This window comes from Streptomyces sp. NBC_00009 (genome assembly GCF_045040855.1).
Lineage (GTDB): Bacteria > Actinomycetota > Actinomycetes > Streptomycetales > Streptomycetaceae > Streptomyces > Streptomyces aureus.
In genome coordinates this window covers 3,600,758-3,617,058 of sequence record NZ_CP108312.1, presented here as the reverse complement: position 1 = coordinate 3,617,058, position 16,301 = coordinate 3,600,758, and the positions used below count along the sequence as shown (strand labels likewise).

Genomic DNA, 16,301 nt, shown 5'->3' with positions numbered 1-16,301 from the left:
CGGGTTTCACAGATAAATGCTCATCTGTGGCTACAGTGATTCACCTCCCAGCCCGGCGAGGGGGGCGCAGAAGTGCTTCCCGTCCAATGTGACTTTCGCATCCTCATTCCGTGATTCAGAAGCTCTTTGTCCCTGAAAGGGAATCGGTCATGCGCCATCACCTGGGCTCGCTCCTGCGCCGTACGGCGGTGGGCGTCATTTCTCCTGCCGCGAATTCCGCGACGTGTGGCGCCGCGGCCGCGCCGCCCGCGCGGGAGGCGGAGCGCATCGGTTTCACCCAGTGCTACCGGGCGCTCCAGCACGGCGGAGTGGTCCGGGCGGCCAACCCGGCCGACGACGTGCTCAATTCGAGCATCAGTGAACCGGGACGCGCGCAGCCGCGAAGGGTCCCCGCGTACGCCAACACCCTCGGCTACGACTCGGACGTCTTCGCGCTCGGCCGGAGCATCAGACAGCGGGGGTCGGGGCCCGACCTCCGGATGACATCGCGGCGGGACACGGCCTGGACCGGCGTGCTCTTCGCAGCGGTCGACGCCAGGCCCTCGCGCGTTTCCCTCCTCCATCACGAAGGGAAACGCGCATGCAACCGACAGCGACACCCCCTCGACCGCGTGTCCTCCATGTCACCCAGCCCGTCGACGGCGGAGTGGCCCGCGTCGTCCGTGATCTGACCGAGGCACAGCTCTCCGCGGGCATGCGGATCAGCGTGGCCTGTCCGCCCGACGGGCCCCTGGCCGGGTCGCTGCGCCGCATCGGCTGTGACGTCCTGCCGTGGCAGGCGACCCGCTCGCCCGGGCCCGGCATCGCCCGCGAAGTCCGTGGCCTGGCGAGGCTCGTGGCGCAGGTGCGGCCGACCCTCGTCCACGCGCACAGCGCCAAGGCCGGACTCGCCGCCCGCCTCGCCGTGCGCGGCCGGGTCCCCACCGTGTTCCAGCCGCACGCCTGGTCCTTCGAGGCGGTCGACGGCCCCACCGCCCGGCTCGCCCTCGAGTGGGAGCGCCGGGGCGCGCGCTGGGCCTCCCGGGTCGTCTGCGTCAGCGAGGCGGAGCGCGCGACGGGCGAGCGCGCCGGGATCACCGCGCGCTGGGACGTCATCCCCAACGGCGTGGACCTCACCCGCTTCGTGCCCGCCCCCGAACCGCGCGAGGCCACCGCCGATCCGCTGGTGGTCTGCGTCGGGCGCATCTGCCGCCAGAAGGGCCAGGACGTCCTGGTGCGCGCCTGGCCCCTCGTACAGGAGAGGTTCCCCCGGGCGCGGCTCGTGCTGGTCGGGGACGGGCCCGACGCGGCGGCGCTGCGCCGGCAGGCCACCGCCTCCGTGCGGTTCGTGGGGGCCGACGACCCCGTGCCCTGGTACCGGCAGGCCGACCTCGTGGTGCTGCCGTCCCGCTGGGAGGGCATGGCGCTCGCGCCCCTGGAGGCCATGGCCTGCGGGCGGCCCGTCGTCGTCACCGACGTGGACGGCGCCCGCGAGAGCCTGCCCGCCGGCCTCGTGTCCGACTGCGTCGTACCGCCGGACGACCCCGCCGCGCTCGCCCGCGCGCTGACCGGTCTGCTGCGCGATCCCCACCGGCTCGGCGCTCTCGGCGGCCTCGCCCTACGGCACGCGCGGGCGCACCACGACGTGCGGCGCACCGCCGACGCGGTCGCAGACGTGTACCGCGAACTACTGGGCGCGGAGCCCACCGAGTGCAGGGAGCCCATCAACACGTGACCGGGGAACGTACCGTTGCCTCCCCCGCGGGGCAGCCACGCGCCACTGCACCGAGCACCCTCCTCGCCTCGGTCATCCCGCCACGCGCCGAGGCGGGCGGCCGCCCGTCACCGGCGGGCAGACGCACGGCCGCGCGGCACCCCTCCTGCACGTCCCTCCTGGCGGCCGACGGTACGGCCGCCGTGCTGAGCACCCTCATGATCACGCCGGTCCAGCGCTACCCCCTGCTCGTGATCGCGCTGGCCGCCGGTGTCGCGGCGGCGAACGCGCGCGCGGGCCTCTACCGCGGCGACGCGCCCCGTCTCCTGCTCGACGACTGGCCCGCGATCGGCGGCCGCGTCGTGGTGATCTGGTGCGTCATGGCGGCCGCCCTCGCCGGGTTCCCGCAGCTCGATCCGCTGCCCGCCGGCGCGCTCGCGGCGGGCGCCGCCCTGCACTGCCTCCTCGCGGGCGCGGGCCGCGGCCTCGTCTACTGGCGGCGCCGCGAGGCCGCCGCGCGCCGTCCCTGCCCGACCCTCCTCATCGGCCCCGAGACCCTCGCCCGGCCGGTCGCCGCCGCCCTGCTGCGCCACCCGCGGTCGGGCGTGCGCCCGGTCGGCATCCTGGCGGACAAGGAGCCCGAACATCCGCCCGACCACGACGGGGCTGACCTTCCCGTCCTCCCCGTCCTCGGCACGGCCGACGAACTGCGCCGCGCGATCATCCAGAACGGGGTGCGGCGGGCGCTCCTTCTGGAGGGTGCGGCGCACGACCGGGCGGCCTGGCTGGCGGTGCTCGGCGAATACGGCTGCGGCGTCTGGGAGTTCGACCCGTCGGCCGCCCCGTACCCGGCGCGCTCCGGTGACGCGGCCCGGCACCTCGCGGGGTTCCGCTACCGTCCGCGGCCGCCCGCCCGCCGCCGCGGCAGCGCCGGCAAGCGCGCGCTCGACCTCGTCGTCTCCGGCACCCTCCTCGTCCTGACCAGCCCGGTCCTGCTGGTGTGCGCCGTGTGGCTGCGCCTGGCCGAGGGGCCCGGCGTCGTCTTCCGGCAGGAGCGCGTCGGGAAGGACGGGAAGCCCTTCACACTGCTGAAGTTCCGCACGCACCGCCCGAGCGACGCGATGGAGTCCGCCACCCGGTGGAGCGTCGCGAACGAGAAGCGCATGGCGTGGTTCTGCCGGTTCCTGCGGCGCACCTCCCTGGACGAGCTGCTCCAGCTGTGGAACGTGTTCCGCGGCGACATGAGCCTCGTCGGCCCGCGCCCCGAACGCCCCTACTTCGTCATGCAGTTCAGCCAGGCCCACCCCGGATACGCCGAGCGGCACCGCATGCCGACCGGCATCACCGGCCTCGCCCAGATCCACGGCCTGCGCGGCGACACCTCCATCGAGGACCGCGCCCGCTTCGACAACGCGTACATCGACAGCTGGTCGCTGTGGCAGGACATCAGCATCCTGGTGCGCACCGCGGCCGCGCTCGTACGTTCCACGGGGAGTTGACCGGGTGACTGCCTCTCCCGCGGACGCCGGACTGCGTACGGCTCCAGGTCCGACAGGTGCGCGGCCCGCTCCGGCCGTCGCGCTCGTCGCCGTCCTCGGCCGGTACGCGCCCGTGCTCCCCGTTCTCCTCATGGTCGCCGTGCTCGGCCTGCCGCTGACGCCCGGCTCGGCGGGATCCGGCGGCGGCAGCCTCGCCGACGCGGTCTCCGGCCTGGTCGTCGCCGTCTGCGTGGCCGTCACCCTGCGCCGCGCCGAGCGCCCCCTGACACGTACCGCCGCGATCACCCTCGGGATGCCCGTCGTCGGGATCGCCGTCGCCGCGGCGGGCGCCGACTCGCCGTCGACCGCGCTCGTCGGCATGGTCCGCTACTGCCAGATCTTCGTCCTCGTCCCCGTGTCCGTCCTGGTCCTGGTCCGCGACCGCCGCGACTTCCGGCTGCTCGCCCGGTCGTTCGTGGGGCTCGCGCTGTGGCAGGGCGGCATCGGCGTCCACCAGTACCTGACCGGGACCGGTGCCTCGTACATGGGCGAGGACATCCGCGCCGTCGGCACCTTCGGCCCCACGGACGTCATGGGAATGGCGACGGTGGTGTCGTACGGGCTCGTGGCCGCCGTCGGCCTGGCCCTCGGCGCCCGCACCGCCGCCCGGCGCACGCCCGCCCTGCTGTGCGCGCTCGCGCTGCTCCTGCCGCTCGCGCTGTCCTTCAGCCGGGGCGCGTGGATCGCGACCGTCGTGGCCTGCGGCGCGCAGGTGCTGCTCGCCGGGGTGCGGCGCGCCGTCCGCCTGTTCGCCGTGACCGCCGCGGTCGCCGTCGTCCTGGTGGGCGGCTTCGGCGTCGGGTCGCAGCTGCTCCAGGAACGCATGAGCAGCATCACGCAGGTCGCCGACGCCCCCGACCAGTCCGTCACGGACCGGTACACGATGTGGGCCGCGGCCGTCGACATGTGGAGCGAGCACCCGGCGACGGGCGTCGGCCTCAAGGGGTTCACCGCCCAACGCGACAGCCACGCCTCGCTCGCGCTCTCCTCGGGCAGCGACACGGCGGGCGCGGGCGCCGCGTTCAAGCGCCAGCCGCTGCTGTCCCCGCACAACATGTACCTGCTGATCCTCAGCGAGCAGGGCCTGCTCGGCCTGGTCGCCCTCGCGGGCGGCTGGGTCGCGCTGCTGCTGCTCGCCCTGCGCCGCCTCGGCCGCGGCGCGGGCACCCGGCCCGGCCCGGACTGCGGCCTCGTCGCGTGCGGCCTGCTCGGCTGGCAGCTCGTGGACTTCGTGTACGCCGACATCGGCGGTCCGTCGACCGTCCTGACCGCCCTCGTCATCGGCCTCGCCGCCTGGTGGGGCCTGGCGCCGCAGGCGCCCCTGAAGGAGGCGGCGACGCCGTGACCATCCCCACCGCGGACGGCGACACCCGGACGGCCGTGGGCCTGCCCGCCCAGCTCCGGACCGGGCCACCCGCCACCGAGCCCTCCGGAGCGTCGAACAGCCGCCTCGCGCGGGCCGCGCTGCTCACGGCCCTCCTCTCGGCCGCCGGGGCGATCCTCGGTCTCGGCCGCGACCAGTCCCTCGCGCACCTCTTCGGCGCGGGCAGCGAGACCGACGCGTTCCTGGTCGCCTGGACGGTCCCGGAGTTCGCCTCCACGCTCCTCATCGAGGACGGCCTGGCGTTCGTGCTCGTGCCCGCGTTCAGCGCGGCCGTCGCCCGCCGCGCGCAGGCCGAAGGCACCGATCCCGTACGGTCCCTCGTGTCGTCCTCACTGCCCCGCTTCGGCCTCGCGTTCCTGGCCGCGGCCGCGCTGCTCATCGCCGGTGCCCCCTTCCTCGTGCACGTCCTGGCGCCCGGCCTGCCCGACCCCCGACTGGCCGTCGACTGCACACGGTTGACCGCCACCTGCGCCCTCACGTTCGGCCTGACCGGATACTGCAGCGCGGCGCTGCGGGCCCACGGCTGCTATCTGCCACCCGCCGCGATCTACGTCGCGTACAACATCGGCATCATCGCCACGATGCTCGTGTGCGGGACGCGCTTCGGTGTGCGGTCCGCCGCGATGGGTGTGGCCGTCGGCGGCTGTCTGATGGTGGCGGTCCAACTGCCCGCGTTCCACCGGAGGTTGAGCTCCGCGAAGGCCGCCGAGAGGCTTGCGGGCGAGGCCGGGGGCGAGGCCGCGGCCCAGGGGCGGGCCATGCGCCTCGGGCTCATCGCCGCCGTCCTGACCTTCGCCCTGTGCAAGCAGTCGCAGGTGTTCATCGAGCGCTTCCTCGCCTCGTCGCTCGCCGCGGGCTCCATCTCGCACCTGAACTACGCGCAGAAGGTGTCTCAGTTGCCGATGGTGCTCTCCCTGATGCTGTGCACCGTCACGTTCCCGGTCGTGGCGCAGGCCGTCGCGCGCGGCGACATCGCGGCGGCCCGCGCCCGCGTCGAGCGTGACCTCGGCCTCGCCGCCTGCGTGGTCCTCCTCGGCGCCGCCGCGATCTTCGCCTGCGCCCCGCAGATCATCCATGTCCTGTTCCAGCGCGGGGCGTTCACCGCCGACGACACCGCCGCCACGGCGTCCGTCATGCGCGTCTACGCCCTCGGCCTCCTCGGCCACTCCATGGTGGGCGCCCTGGTCCGCTCCTACTTCTCGGCGGGCCGCCCCACCTGGTACCCGGTGGGCGCGATGGCCGTGGGCATGGGCGCCACCGCCGGCGTGGGCTCCTGGGCGGTCGACCTGTGGGGCGTACGGGGCATCGCCGGGGCCAACGCGTTCGGGATCACCCTCACGGCCGTACTCCTGCTCGCCGCGATGGACCGGCGCAGCGTCCCGGTCGACGTCTCCAGGGTCCTGGCCGAGATGGGCAAGCCGCTGCTCGCCGCCGCGGGCGCGACCGTGGCGGGGCTGATGGCCGCGGCCTCCTTCACGTCGCCGCTCGCGGCGGGTGCCGCCGGGTGTCTCGCCGTGACGGCCGTGTTCGTCGTCCTCCTGTGGGCGCTGAGGGCCGAGTCCCTCGCGCCCCTCGTTCCCGTTGTCCGCTCCGCGACCAGGAGGCTCCGGCATGCCCGTTGACACAGGACGTACCGCGACAGGAGACGTTCCGCGCGCCCGGCCGTGGCTCCCGGACCGCACTCGCCGGCTGCTCCCGGACGCGCCGATGTGGGTCGCGATGTACCACTCCGTGGACGACTGCCGCGACGACCCGTACCGCGTCACCGTCTCCCCCGAGCGCCTCCAGGAACAGCTCCGCTGGCTGCGCAGGCGCGGGCTGCGCGGGGTGGGCATGGCGGCGCTCCTTCAGGCCCGCGCGCTCGGCACGGACCGCGGCCTGGTGGGGCTCACCTTCGACGACGGCTACTGCGACTTCGTCGACAACGCCCTGCCGCTGCTGCGCCACTACGGCTGTGGCGCCACCCTGTTCGTCCTGCCCGGACGCCTCGACGGCGTCAACGAGTGGGACCCGCTGGGCCCGCGCAAGCCGCTCCTGTCGGAACGCGGCATCCGGTCCGCCGCGTCCGCGGGCATCGAGATCGGCTCGCACGGCCTGACGCACGTCGACCTCACCCACGTCGACGACCGCGTCCTGCGCGCGGAGACCGAGGACAGCCGAAGACGCCTGGAGGAACTCACCGGACGCGAGGTCCCCGGCTTCTGCTACCCCTACGGCACCGTCGACCGCCGTGTCGCGGACGCCGTCCGCCATGCCGGATACCGCTACGCCTGCGCCATCTCGCCGGGCGACCTCACCGGTGAATTCGCCCTGCCGCGCGTCCACGTCGGCCAGGAGGACGCGGCCTGGCGCCTCGAACTGAAGCTGCGCCTGCACCGCCTGCGCCGCCGCCCGTCCACCGCGCCGGAGGCCCGTACATGAGGACCCTGCACGTCATCACGGGCCTCGGCGCCGGGGGAGCCGAACAGCAGCTGCGGCTCCTGCTGCGCCATCTGCCCGTCCACAGCGACGTGGTGACCCTGACCAACCCGGGCACGGTCGCCCGCGGCCTGACCGCCGACGGCATCCGCGTCGTGCACCTCGGCATGACCGGGAACCGCGACCTGGGCGCGCTGCCCCGGCTCACCAGGTTCGTGCGCGACGGCCGCTACGACCTCGTGCACACGCACCTGTACCGCGCCTGCGTCTACGGCCGGTTCGCCGCGCGCCTCGCCGGGGTCCGCGCCGTGGTCGCCACCGAGCACTCGCTGGGCGAGAGCCGGATGGAGGGGCGCCCGCTGTCCGCCGGTGTCCGCGCGCTCTATCTGGCGGGCGAGCGGGTGGGCCGGGCCACCCTGGCGGTCTCCCCGTCGGTGGCCGGGCGCCTCGCGCGGTGGGGGGTGCCCCGGCACCGTATCCACGTCGTGCCCAACGGCATCGACGTGGAGCGCTTCGCCCACGACCCTGCGCTGCGCGACGCCACCCGCCACGTGTTCGGCCTGCACCGGGACGACTTCGTCATCGGGGGAGTCGGCCGTCTCGTCCCCGGCAAGCGCTTCGACGTCCTCCTGCGGGCCCTGGCCCAACTGCCGGACTACGTACGGCTGCTCCTCGTCGGGGACGGTCCCGAGGAGCAGCGGCTGCGCAGGCTCGCCCAGGAGCTGGGCGTCGTGCGCCGCGTCGTGTTCGCCGGCGAGCGCCCCTACGCGTCGCCTTCGGGCCGCGTGGGCGACCCCGATCTGCCGGCCCTCATGAGCGCGATGGACCTGCTCGCCTCCCCGTCGGACGAGGAGGCGTTCGGCCTCGCCGTCGTGGAGGGACTCGCCTCAGGGCTGCCCGTCCTCTACGTCAGCTGCCCCGCGGTCGAGGACCTGCCGCCGCACCTGGAGTCCGCGGCGGTCCGCGTCCCCGGCGACCCGGAGTCGTTCGCACGACAGGCGCTGCGGATCGTGGCGGCCCGCCCTTCCGGCCGCACCCCGTCCCCGGCAGCCCACCACTACAGCATCGCCCGAAGCGCCGAACAGCACCTGCGGCTGTACGCGGCGGCCCTGGGCGGTTCGGATTCGAGAGTTCGAGAGTGAGTAAGTGATGACCGATGCTCCTCACCGGCGGGTCGGCCCGGCCGGTCCCCTCGCCCGGACGGCCGCCCGCGTGAAGCGCCTGCCCCTGTGGTCGCTGATCGCGGCCGGGGTCCTCCTGGGCGGTGTCGCGGGCGGCGCGTACGGCGTCCTGAAGACGCCGCAGTACTCCGCCACGAGCTATGTGATCGCGGTGCCGGACGGAAAGTCCGACCCGTCGGCCGCGCTCGGCTTCGCCCAGGCCTACGGACGTGTCGCCACCCAGATCGCGGTGCTCGGCGACGCCCAGGTGCGGGCGCGGGTTCCCGTGAAGAAGCTCCAGAGCAGCGTGCGGGCGGAGACGTCGCCGGACGCGCCGATGGTCGCGGTGTCGGCGACGTCCGCGAAGCCCCGCGAGGCCGCCGCCATGGCCAACGCGGTGGCGCGGGCGCTGACCGCCGACGCCAACCACACGCAGGACAGCACCAAGGTGAAGCTCCTCCAGTTCTCGCGCGCGATGAAGCCCACCGCGCCGTCCTCGGCGTCCCCCCAGGTGACCGCGCTCGTGGGCGCCAGCGCGGGCGGCCTCCTCGGCGGGCTCGTGATGCTGGTCCGGCCCCGGCGCGAGCGGACGGAGACGAACGCGACCGTCCCCGGGCCCGCCGCGGCCGCGGATCTGCACGGGAGTGTCTGATGCGGCCCGGGGGCGGGGACCTGTCGGTCGAGGTGTGCACCGACAGCGTCCGGTTCGGCGAGCTGGGCCAGGAGTGGGAGGCGCTGTACCGCAGTTCACGCACCGCCACCCCGTTCCAGAGCCATGCCTGGCTGCACTCCTGGTGGCTCTCGTACGGGTCCGGGCGCGGCCTGTGCGTGGTCCTGGTCCGTGACGGCGGGCGGCTCGTCGCCGTGGCGCCGCTGATGCGGCGGTGGCGGCCCCTGCCGGTCCTGGTGCCGCTCGGCGGGAGCATCTCCGACTTCTGCGACGTCCTCGTCGACGACGGCGGCGGTGGCGGTGGGGGAGAAGGCGCCGGGGCCCGCGTGCTGGGCGACGTCCTGTGGCGGCTCGCCCGCACCCATGTGATCGACTTCCGTGAGGCCCGCCCGGGAAGCGCCGTCGAGCGCCTCTACGAACGGTGGCCGGGGCCGAGACGCCGCCTCGACGACTCCCTCTGCCTGGAGCTGCCGCCCGTCCCGATGGACGACATCGTGGGCCGGCTGCCGGGGTCCCGCGGGCAGCGCGCCCGCGCCAAGATCCGCAAGCTGGACGCCCTCGGGATCGAGCGCCGCATCGTCCCGCAGAACGAGGTCGACGGCTCGGTGCGGCGTCTGGTCGAGCTCCACCAACTGCAGTGGGAGGGCCGCAAGGTGACGACGGAACACCTCAGGCCGCGCTTCTCCGAGCACCTCACCCGCTCGGTCTCCCGCATGGCGAGGTCGGGCGACGCGGTCGTGACCGAGTTCCGCATCGACGAGACGGTGCTCGCCGCCGACCTGACCTTCCTGTCGCCGCGCCTGGTCGGCGGCTATCTGTACGGCGCCCATCCGGACCTGCGCGAACGCAAGGCCGACATCACCACGATGCTGCTGCGCTCGTGCAGCGAGCACGTCCAGGAGCGCGCGTCCGGCTCCCTGAGCCTGCTGCGCGGCGACGAGCCGCACAAGCACCACTGGCGTCCCCACAGCGTCGTCAACCAGCGTTTCGTGCTGGCCCGGCCCGGCACGTCGGCGGGGCTCGCCCTCGCCGTCGGCGACGTGACGGCACGCCGCCTCGGCAAGAGAGCGCTGCGCGCATGGAAGGCCCGGAGTGGCGACACATCGTGACGACCGCGCCGCCACCGGCCGGGACACCGGCGCGTCAGGAGGACCGCGACCACCAGTCGAACCGGAGGCACAGTTTCCCGCCGAGCCAGTACTCCACCCAGTCGCCGAGGTCGAGCGGCGCGCAGTTGGGCGGCGTCACCGGCGGCGTCACCGGAGGCGTGACCGGCGGTGTCTCGGGTGTCGTCGGCTGCGTGGGCTCCGTGGGCTTCGGCAGCGACGGCTCCAGGCGGCCGGAGAGCATCGAGCGGTACACCTGCGACGCCTGGGGGTTTTCGTCGCACTGCCAGACACCGTGGGGGCAGTAGTCCGTGATCGTGTTGTAGAGGGGCCTGTGCCGGTCGATCCACCCGATCATGCGCCGCATGTACTCCGGGTTGTCCCCGTTACGGAACAGGCCCCACTCCGGGTACGAGATGGGCTTGTTGTGCGCCTTGGCGAAGTCGACGTGCTCCTGAAGCCCGTACGGCTCCGAGATCTGCTCGGAGAACGACTTGCCCTCGGGCTGGTCGTACGCGTCCATGCCGATCACGTCGACGACGTCGTCGCCCGGATAGCACTTGGTCCAGGGCACGGCGTCGAGGCCCCGGCTGGGCGTGAAGTCGAAGCGGAACTTCTGCCCCGGCACCGACCGCATCGTCGTGACGATCCGCTTCCAGTACGCCTTCCAGGCCTCCGGGTCGGGCCCGCACCGGTGCGTGTACGTAGTCCCGTTCATCTCCCAGCCGGGCACGAGCACCGTGTCCGGGACCTTCAGGTCGACGAGGCGCTGGGCGAGGCGGCGGAAGTGCTCGTCGAAGTCGCCGGCCGCGCCCTGCCGCAGGAGCGAGCGGACCTCCGCGTCACCGACGTGCTCCTCGTTGCGCTCCAGCATCGGGACGTTGAGCACGAAGAGCCGGTCGTCCCGCTCGCGCCGCCACCTCGCCCAGTCCTCCAGGAACCCGGGGGCGCCCTCGATGTTGCTCCACACGTCGCCCGGCAGGTAGGTGTGCCCGACGCGCAGTTCGGAGCCGCCGAGCCACTTGCTGAGCCGTCCCATGCGCTGCACGCCGCTCGGCCCGTAGTCGAGGTAGGCACCGAACGCGGGGAACGTCGAGGTGTTCGCCTGGGCATCCGTGACGCCGCCTGTGGGGGTGGGCGCCGGAGTGGGTGCCGTGGTGGGGGCGGGCGTGTCGACCGGTGCCGGTGCGGGGGTCTGGGCGGGTGCGGCCGACGGCTGTGCCACCCCGGGGACGGGGGAGGCGGATTCGGGCGGTGGCGTGTCGCCGGGCGCGGCGGCCCCGGCCGTGCCGACGGAGACCGAACCGGACGCGATCACCGCTGACGCGAAGATCCCGGCCGTCATCAAGGGGATGCGCCGGCTCGTGGCCCTTCGGCGTTGTGGGGACATGCCTACTCCTCGTGCCGCACTTCTTTCATTGCTGACACTCAGTCACACGTATGGGTTATGCGCCAACCGGGGACCGGCCCGCACGCCTCTTTCGTCGCCCGTTCGGGCTATCACCAGGAATCTCCCCGCGTGCTAGACAACAGCGTTCCCGCCGTGCGGCTGCGTGGTGGCCGCCTCGCAGGGCAGTCCCGTACGGCGGTCCAGTTTGGTGAGCGGGGAGCATCCGCCGCCGGGCCCGGACGCCTCCCTGGAGGAGACCGGCGCCACGCTGCGCCGGGTCTCGGTGAGCGGGTGCGGGACCCGTCGTCCTCATTCCCATGGACGACGCGGGAGCCATTGCGGTGAGTCGGCTGTGGGAGGAACTCCTCACCCGCCACCTCCTGCCGGACCAGCCCGTCGGCCTCACCGAACGCGTCGCCGACAAGGTGCAGCTGCCCGCGCTGCGTGCGGGACGCGGTGCGGACCCGCACGTGACGCCTCGCGTCGGGTCGGGCTTCGAGTCGCGCAGGCCGGGGCTCTTCCTCGCGGGCCTGATGACCGCGGCGGACTTCGGCCCGTCGATGCGCTTCGTGCACGGCGCGTCGTTCACCGCGCCGCATCTCGTGGCCGGGGTCGTACGGCGACTGTGCGGCGGGCGCCCCTCGGGGGGCCTCACGTTGCCGGGCAGCAGGTCGGTACACGACCCGTCGGCGACGGCCGACCGCTGAACGGTCGGACAGGTGACCGGGACCGCCGCGGGTGCGTTCGCGCCCGTGACGTCCTTTGGAGTGACGGTGCGGGCGAACGGGTGAATCGGTTCCGCAGCGGGGGCCGCCCGGTGGTGGACTGGCCCGGTTGTGAGAGGGGCCCGGCTGCCTCCCCCGTCAGCCGTCGGCGATTACGCCGTGGGTTGGCAGCAAGCGGTTGAACGGCCCTCTCCGCCGGCCGGGAAGAACACGAACGTGGGTTCTTCCCGGCCTGGCGTGCGGCGATCGCGTCACCGGGCGGCGGTACGTCCCCGCCGGTAGAGGATCCCGCCACCGATCAGCAGCCCTGCACTCGCCGCCGCGGCGGCCAGCAGATTCTGCTCCGCCCCGGTCTGCGCCAACTGCGTGCGCCTGCCCGCGACATGGACGTGCTGTACGGGGACCTTCGCGTGCGGGGGAGTCAGCCTCTGCACCGCCGGCGGCTGGACCGTGACAGGGGGCTCGACGGCACGGACGGTGGGCGGAGGCACCTCGGAGATCTCCTCCGGGGTGGCCACTCCGGAGGAGATCTCCTCCGGGGTGGCCACCCCGGAGGAACAGTGGTTCCCCGTGGCCGGGTTGACCGCACCGACCACGTTCCCGGAGTTCCCGCACACGTTGACGGGGGCGTCCACCGGAGCCTGTACGGAGTTGCCCGACAGGATGCCGGGCGACTGCTGTACGTCACTCCCGGCGTGGGCACCGCCCCCGGACATGTCGTCACCGCCGCGGTATCCGTCGTCCCCGGTCCCGTGGGCCGTACCGCCGGCGGCGCGGTCGGAGCCGCCGCCGTGAGTGGACGACGGGTGCGAACCCCCGTCGTTCTCACAGGAGTTGCCGAAAGCCGGATTGAGTCCGGCGACGACGTCGACCGTGTTTCCGCACGCGTTCACCGGCACATCCAGGGGTGCCTGGACCGTGTTGCCCGACAGAATGCCGGGGGAGCCCGCCGCCTGCCCGTCTGCGCCCGACGCGGCGAACGCACTGGAGCCCGGCAGGGACAGAATGCTCGTCGCGGCCGCAGCCGCGACCATTCCCAAGTTCAGGGCCTGTCGCATCTAGTTGTCTTCCTGCTCGCAGATGAAAGCCGGCCTTGGAGTGCTGGACGCGTCCAAGGCCGGCGGAGCCGCGGCCCGACGGCCGGGGCGTTGAATCAGTAATCAGTCGTCGTTGGCGCAGCCGTCGCCGAGCGTCGGGTTCAGCGCGCCGATCACGTCGACGGTGTTGCCGCACAGGTTGACCGGGATGTTGACCGGGACCTGCACCACGTTGCCGGAGATGACACCCGGCGAAGTGAGGGCGGCACCCTCGGCACTGGCACCGGTATCGGCGAACGCCGGAGCGGCCATGCCCAGGGCCAGCACAACGCCGGCGAGGATCGTCGCGCTCTTCTTGAGATTCACTCTCTTACCCTTCTCTCGTCGTTCATGACTGAGGTCATTACCTCGGTGTGAAAACGAGCCGTGAGGCGGAAGGGAACTGAGCCGTCCGCGTTAAAGAAAGGGCTCTCAAGGCAAAGAAAACCGGGCCGCCGCGCCGGAGAAGGCGGGCGGCCCGGGTTCCCGGGGCTGGTGGATCAGCCGTTGGCCGTGCCGTTCGCGGACAGGACCGGGACGTCGTCCACGATGTGCGAGAGCGGCTCGTCACCCTTGGCCTGCGTGGAGTTCTCCGCGCACTGCTGGTTCTGCGGTGCCGACAGGACCGAGATGTCCTGAACGGTGATCGGCACGACGCCGATCAGCGAACCGACGTCGCCCTTGGCCGGCAGACCGATGCAGGGCTTGTTCAGCGAGCCCTGGACCGCGCCGAGCTGCGGGCTCTGGTCACCGTCGGTCGTGGAGTTGCCGTACGCCTGCTGGGCGCCGACGCCGCTCGTGGACGTCGTGCTGCCGTCGTCACCGAGGGCCAGCGCCTGAGGGGCGGCCACAGCCGAGACGCCTACGACCGAAACGGCGACCGCAGCCGCTGCCATTGCCTTCTTAAGCATTTCCAGTTCCTTTTCGCACAGACGCCAGTTAACGCTGCCCGGACAACAGGGCCTCGGCTGAAATGGTTGCGGCACTTCACTCGGTCGGGCTGCACGTGCAGAGAGCGATCGGCTGATAGTCATTTATTCGGCAATGCCCGGGCGAACCCGTCAGAGTGAACCCGGACAACCATGTGCGTAAATCGGAGTTGGGCAGGGGGCTCCCGGGTCGGGGGCAACGAGAAGGGAATTCATCATGATGAAGAAGGTCATGGCGGCTGCCGCAGTCGCCGCCTCGGTCGCCGGTATCTCGGCGGTCGCAGCCCCCCAGGCCATGGCGATCGACAACGACGGTGGCACCACGTCCTTCAGCGGCAACGGCGCCGAGCAGGCCTACGGCAACTCCTACACGACCGGTGACATGAGCCCGCAGATGGCGCTCATCCAGGGCTCGCTGAACAAGCCCTGCATCGGCCTGCCGGCCAAGGCCGACGTCGGTTCGCTGGTCGGCGTCGTGCCGATCTCCGTGCAGGACATCCCGGTTCTGTCCGCCCCGCAGAACCAGCAGTGTGTCGAGAACTCCACGCAGGCCAAGGGCGACGAGCCGCTCTCGCACATCCTGGACGACATCCCGGTCCTGTCGGCCAACGGCACGGCCAACGACTGAGCCGCGGCGTCATTCCGTTGGGCCGTCCGCCTGTCCGGCGGCCCAACGGCCTCGGCCGTCGCGGGGCCAGATGTCCCGGGCGACGATCTCGTCCCACTCCCGGTCGGGCAGCCCGGGAAGCGTTCTCCCCCGCTGCCTCCAGTTGTCGAGCAGCGCCCCGTAAAGGGGTTCGTCGATTCGGTATTCGGGCGACTCCCGGCTCTGCGGAATAAATGCCTTGGACGGTCGGCGGTTCTTGTTCTCCGGCACAGCACTTCGCCTTCCTCGTGGCGATCTCTGGCTTCTGTTCCATCTTCTCGGGAAGCCGAAACAGTTCCCTTTAGGGCGAAAGAGTTACTTCCCGGCGGCACGCGGGGCGGTCACTGTTCAAGCTATTCGGCTGGCATACGGTGCCGTCAGATCTGTCCCTCTGCTGTGGAGTGAATCCGGTGACGAAACGCCCTTCACGAACGAGCCGTCGGAGAAACGTCCGCCTGGGCGCGGCAGCCCTGGGTGTACTTATCGCGACGGCGGTTTCCGTTGTGGGTAATTCCGTATCCGCGCTGCCGTACAGGATTCAGCGGGTCGATGCGTTCAGCGGCGCCGTGAACCGCCCTGCCGCGGGCCACGGCACGAATATTCTGCTCATGGGGACGGATGGCCGGGACACCATCTCGAGCCGGGAGAAGAAGAAGTTCCACGCCGGTGGCGTCGCCTGCGACTGCACCGATTCGCTGATGCTGATCCATCTCTCGCAGAGGCGTGACCAGGTCAGCGTGGTCAGCCTCCCCAGGGACTCGTTGGCGCAGATCCCCGCGCACCGTGACCCGGGCACCGGGGAGCAGTTCCCCGCCCACCCCGCGAAGATCAACGCGGCCTTCGCGGAGGGTGGTCCCGCGCTCTCGGTCCGCACGGTGGAGGCCATGACGAACGTCAGGGTCGACCACTATCTGCAGATCGACTTCAGACGGTTCATGGACAGCGTGAACGCGGTCGAGGGGGTGGACGTCTGCACTTCCAGGCGGCTGTCCGACTCGGCCACCAAGCTCGACCTCCGGCCCGGCCGGCACCGCCTCGGGGGCGGTAAGGCCTTGCAGTACGTCCGCTCGCGCCATGTGGACGCAAGCGCCGACCTGGGGCGGATCCAGCGCCAGCACCGTTTCCTGATCAGCGTCATGCACCGACTCGTCACCGGCGGGATCCTCGCCGATCCGGGCAGGGCGATCGACCTGGCGCGGACGGTGCTCGGTGCGACGAAGGTAGACCAGGGGTTCACGCCGAAGGATCTCGTCTCCTTCGGCACCGATCTGAGCCGGCTGTCCCCTTCGCGGGCCGAGTTCACCACCGTGCCCATCGCCGGGTTCAACCCGGTCATCGAAGGCGTCGGAGAGACGCTGAAGTGGGACAAGGCGGCGGCGAAGAAGCTGTTCGCCACGCTCAACAAGGACCGGACCCTCACCCCGCGCAACTCGACCGTGAAGCCCTCCGACCCCCCGCGCATCGGGGGCGAGAAGGCGGTGCGCGGGAACACGCTGGCCTGTTCCTGACCGTAAGTGCGCTGGGCCAATCGGGTTGCACCGCGAAACCGCATCAGCCCGGCTCAGT

General features: G+C 72.4%; 17 protein-coding genes. 12 read left to right on the top strand and 5 right to left on the bottom strand.

Features of this window, described 5'->3' with window-relative positions; all coding sequences use genetic code 11:
- The first annotated feature begins 149 nt into the window (after positions 1–149).
- The 9 genes from OHA58_RS16225 (at position 150) to OHA58_RS16185 (ending at position 9,972) form a co-directional block, all read left to right on the top strand.
- Positions 150–671, top strand: coding sequence for a hypothetical protein (locus OHA58_RS16225; RefSeq protein WP_405479408.1), 522 nt, complete (start codon positions 150–152; stop codon positions 669–671).
- Positions 581–1,714 (top strand): glycosyltransferase, encoded by a 1,134-nt coding sequence (locus OHA58_RS16220; RefSeq protein WP_405479407.1) that lies wholly within the window; start codon positions 581–583, stop codon positions 1,712–1,714. The genes OHA58_RS16225 and OHA58_RS16220 overlap by 91 nt, the downstream gene beginning before the upstream one ends.
- Positions 1,711–3,192, top strand: coding sequence for an exopolysaccharide biosynthesis polyprenyl glycosylphosphotransferase (locus OHA58_RS16215; protein WP_405479405.1), 1,482 nt, complete (start codon positions 1,711–1,713; stop codon positions 3,190–3,192). Before OHA58_RS16220 ends, OHA58_RS16215 begins: the two co-directional genes overlap by 4 nt.
- 4 nt (positions 3,193–3,196) lie before the next feature.
- Positions 3,197–4,576 (top strand): O-antigen ligase family protein, encoded by a 1,380-nt coding sequence (locus OHA58_RS16210; RefSeq protein WP_405479404.1) that lies wholly within the window; start codon positions 3,197–3,199, stop codon positions 4,574–4,576.
- The gene (gene murJ / locus OHA58_RS16205; RefSeq protein ID WP_405479403.1) at positions 4,573–6,237 is read left to right on the top strand and encodes a murein biosynthesis integral membrane protein MurJ; all 1,665 of its coding nucleotides are present in this window, start codon (positions 4,573–4,575) and stop codon (positions 6,235–6,237) included. Before OHA58_RS16210 ends, murJ begins: the two co-directional genes overlap by 4 nt.
- A gap of 97 nt (positions 6,238–6,334) precedes the next feature.
- Entirely contained in the window at positions 6,335–7,036 is a 702-nt protein-coding gene (locus OHA58_RS16200; RefSeq protein WP_405485002.1) for a polysaccharide deacetylase family protein, read from the top strand.
- On the top strand, positions 7,033–8,175 hold the full coding sequence (locus OHA58_RS16195; RefSeq protein WP_405479401.1) for a glycosyltransferase: 1,143 nt from the start codon (positions 7,033–7,035) through the stop codon (positions 8,173–8,175). Before OHA58_RS16200 ends, OHA58_RS16195 begins: the two co-directional genes overlap by 4 nt.
- 7 nt (positions 8,176–8,182) lie before the next feature.
- Positions 8,183–8,845, top strand: a complete 663-nt coding sequence (locus OHA58_RS16190; protein ID WP_405479399.1) for a lipopolysaccharide biosynthesis protein — start codon at positions 8,183–8,185, stop codon at positions 8,843–8,845.
- Positions 8,845–9,972, top strand: a complete 1,128-nt coding sequence (locus tag OHA58_RS16185; RefSeq protein WP_405479397.1) for a GNAT family N-acetyltransferase — start codon at positions 8,845–8,847, stop codon at positions 9,970–9,972. Before OHA58_RS16190 ends, OHA58_RS16185 begins: the two co-directional genes overlap by 1 nt.
- Positions 9,973–10,006: 34 nt before the next feature.
- Here OHA58_RS16185 and OHA58_RS16180 read toward each other — a convergent pair whose 3' ends face one another.
- Entirely contained in the window at positions 10,007–11,359 is a 1,353-nt protein-coding gene (locus OHA58_RS16180) for a glycoside hydrolase family 26 protein (RefSeq protein ID WP_405479396.1), read from the bottom strand.
- Between the two features lie 317 nt (positions 11,360–11,676).
- On the opposite strand from OHA58_RS16180, the gene OHA58_RS16175 reads away from it, so the two are divergent.
- Positions 11,677–12,066 carry a hypothetical protein gene (locus OHA58_RS16175; RefSeq protein WP_405479395.1) on the top strand — a complete coding sequence of 130 codons (390 nt, stop codon included), beginning with the start codon at positions 11,677–11,679 and terminating at the stop codon, positions 12,064–12,066.
- Between the two features lie 269 nt (positions 12,067–12,335).
- Here OHA58_RS16175 and OHA58_RS16170 read toward each other — a convergent pair whose 3' ends face one another.
- The 3 genes from OHA58_RS16170 to OHA58_RS16160 all read right to left on the bottom strand — a co-directional run bounded on the left by OHA58_RS16170 (position 12,336) and on the right by OHA58_RS16160 (position 14,071).
- Positions 12,336–13,142 (bottom strand): chaplin, encoded by an 807-nt coding sequence (locus OHA58_RS16170; RefSeq protein WP_405479393.1) that lies wholly within the window; start codon positions 13,140–13,142, stop codon positions 12,336–12,338.
- Positions 13,143–13,244: 102 nt separating this feature from the next.
- A complete protein-coding gene (locus OHA58_RS16165) occupies positions 13,245–13,433 on the bottom strand; it encodes a chaplin (RefSeq protein WP_405485000.1) in 189 nt (62 codons plus the stop codon).
- Between the two features lie 227 nt (positions 13,434–13,660).
- Positions 13,661–14,071 (bottom strand): rodlin, encoded by a 411-nt coding sequence (locus OHA58_RS16160; protein ID WP_405479391.1) that lies wholly within the window; start codon positions 14,069–14,071, stop codon positions 13,661–13,663.
- 235 nt (positions 14,072–14,306) lie between these two features.
- On the opposite strand from OHA58_RS16160, the gene OHA58_RS16155 reads away from it, so the two are divergent.
- Positions 14,307–14,717 carry a rodlin gene (locus OHA58_RS16155; protein ID WP_405479390.1) on the top strand — a complete coding sequence of 137 codons (411 nt, stop codon included), beginning with the start codon at positions 14,307–14,309 and terminating at the stop codon, positions 14,715–14,717.
- Between the two features lie 9 nt (positions 14,718–14,726).
- On the opposite strand, the gene OHA58_RS16150 is transcribed toward OHA58_RS16155, so the two are convergent.
- Complete coding sequence (locus OHA58_RS16150) at positions 14,727–14,966, bottom strand: hypothetical protein (protein WP_405479389.1); 240 nt, start codon at positions 14,964–14,966, stop codon at positions 14,727–14,729.
- Between the two features lie 377 nt (positions 14,967–15,343).
- Between OHA58_RS16150 and OHA58_RS16145 the strand changes: the two genes are divergently transcribed.
- Positions 15,344–16,243 carry an LCP family protein gene (locus OHA58_RS16145; RefSeq protein ID WP_405479387.1) on the top strand — a complete coding sequence of 300 codons (900 nt, stop codon included), beginning with the start codon at positions 15,344–15,346 and terminating at the stop codon, positions 16,241–16,243.
- Positions 16,244–16,301 lie beyond the last annotated feature (58 nt).

Coding starts and splice junctions, on each gene's coding strand:
- OHA58_RS16225 (WP_405479408.1), top strand. CDS start 150: ATGCGCCATCACCTGGGCTCGCTCCTGCGCCGTACGGCGGTGGGCGTC.
- OHA58_RS16220 (WP_405479407.1), top strand. CDS start 581: ATGCAACCGACAGCGACACCCCCTCGACCGCGTGTCCTCCATGTCACC.
- OHA58_RS16200 (WP_405485002.1), top strand. CDS start 6,335: ATGTACCACTCCGTGGACGACTGCCGCGACGACCCGTACCGCGTCACC.
- OHA58_RS16195 (WP_405479401.1), top strand. CDS start 7,033: ATGAGGACCCTGCACGTCATCACGGGCCTCGGCGCCGGGGGAGCCGAA.
- OHA58_RS16190 (WP_405479399.1), top strand. CDS start 8,183: ATGACCGATGCTCCTCACCGGCGGGTCGGCCCGGCCGGTCCCCTCGCC.
- OHA58_RS16185 (WP_405479397.1), top strand. CDS start 8,845: ATGCGGCCCGGGGGCGGGGACCTGTCGGTCGAGGTGTGCACCGACAGC.
- OHA58_RS16180 (WP_405479396.1), bottom strand. CDS start 11,359: ATGTCCCCACAACGCCGAAGGGCCACGAGCCGGCGCATCCCCTTGATG.
- OHA58_RS16175 (WP_405479395.1), top strand. CDS start 11,677: ATGGACGACGCGGGAGCCATTGCGGTGAGTCGGCTGTGGGAGGAACTC.
- OHA58_RS16170 (WP_405479393.1), bottom strand. CDS start 13,142: ATGCGACAGGCCCTGAACTTGGGAATGGTCGCGGCTGCGGCCGCGACG.
- OHA58_RS16165 (WP_405485000.1), bottom strand. CDS start 13,433: ATGGCCGCTCCGGCGTTCGCCGATACCGGTGCCAGTGCCGAGGGTGCC.
- OHA58_RS16160 (WP_405479391.1), bottom strand. CDS start 14,071: ATGCTTAAGAAGGCAATGGCAGCGGCTGCGGTCGCCGTTTCGGTCGTA.
- OHA58_RS16155 (WP_405479390.1), top strand. CDS start 14,307: ATGATGAAGAAGGTCATGGCGGCTGCCGCAGTCGCCGCCTCGGTCGCC.
- OHA58_RS16145 (WP_405479387.1), top strand. CDS start 15,344: ATGGGGACGGATGGCCGGGACACCATCTCGAGCCGGGAGAAGAAGAAG.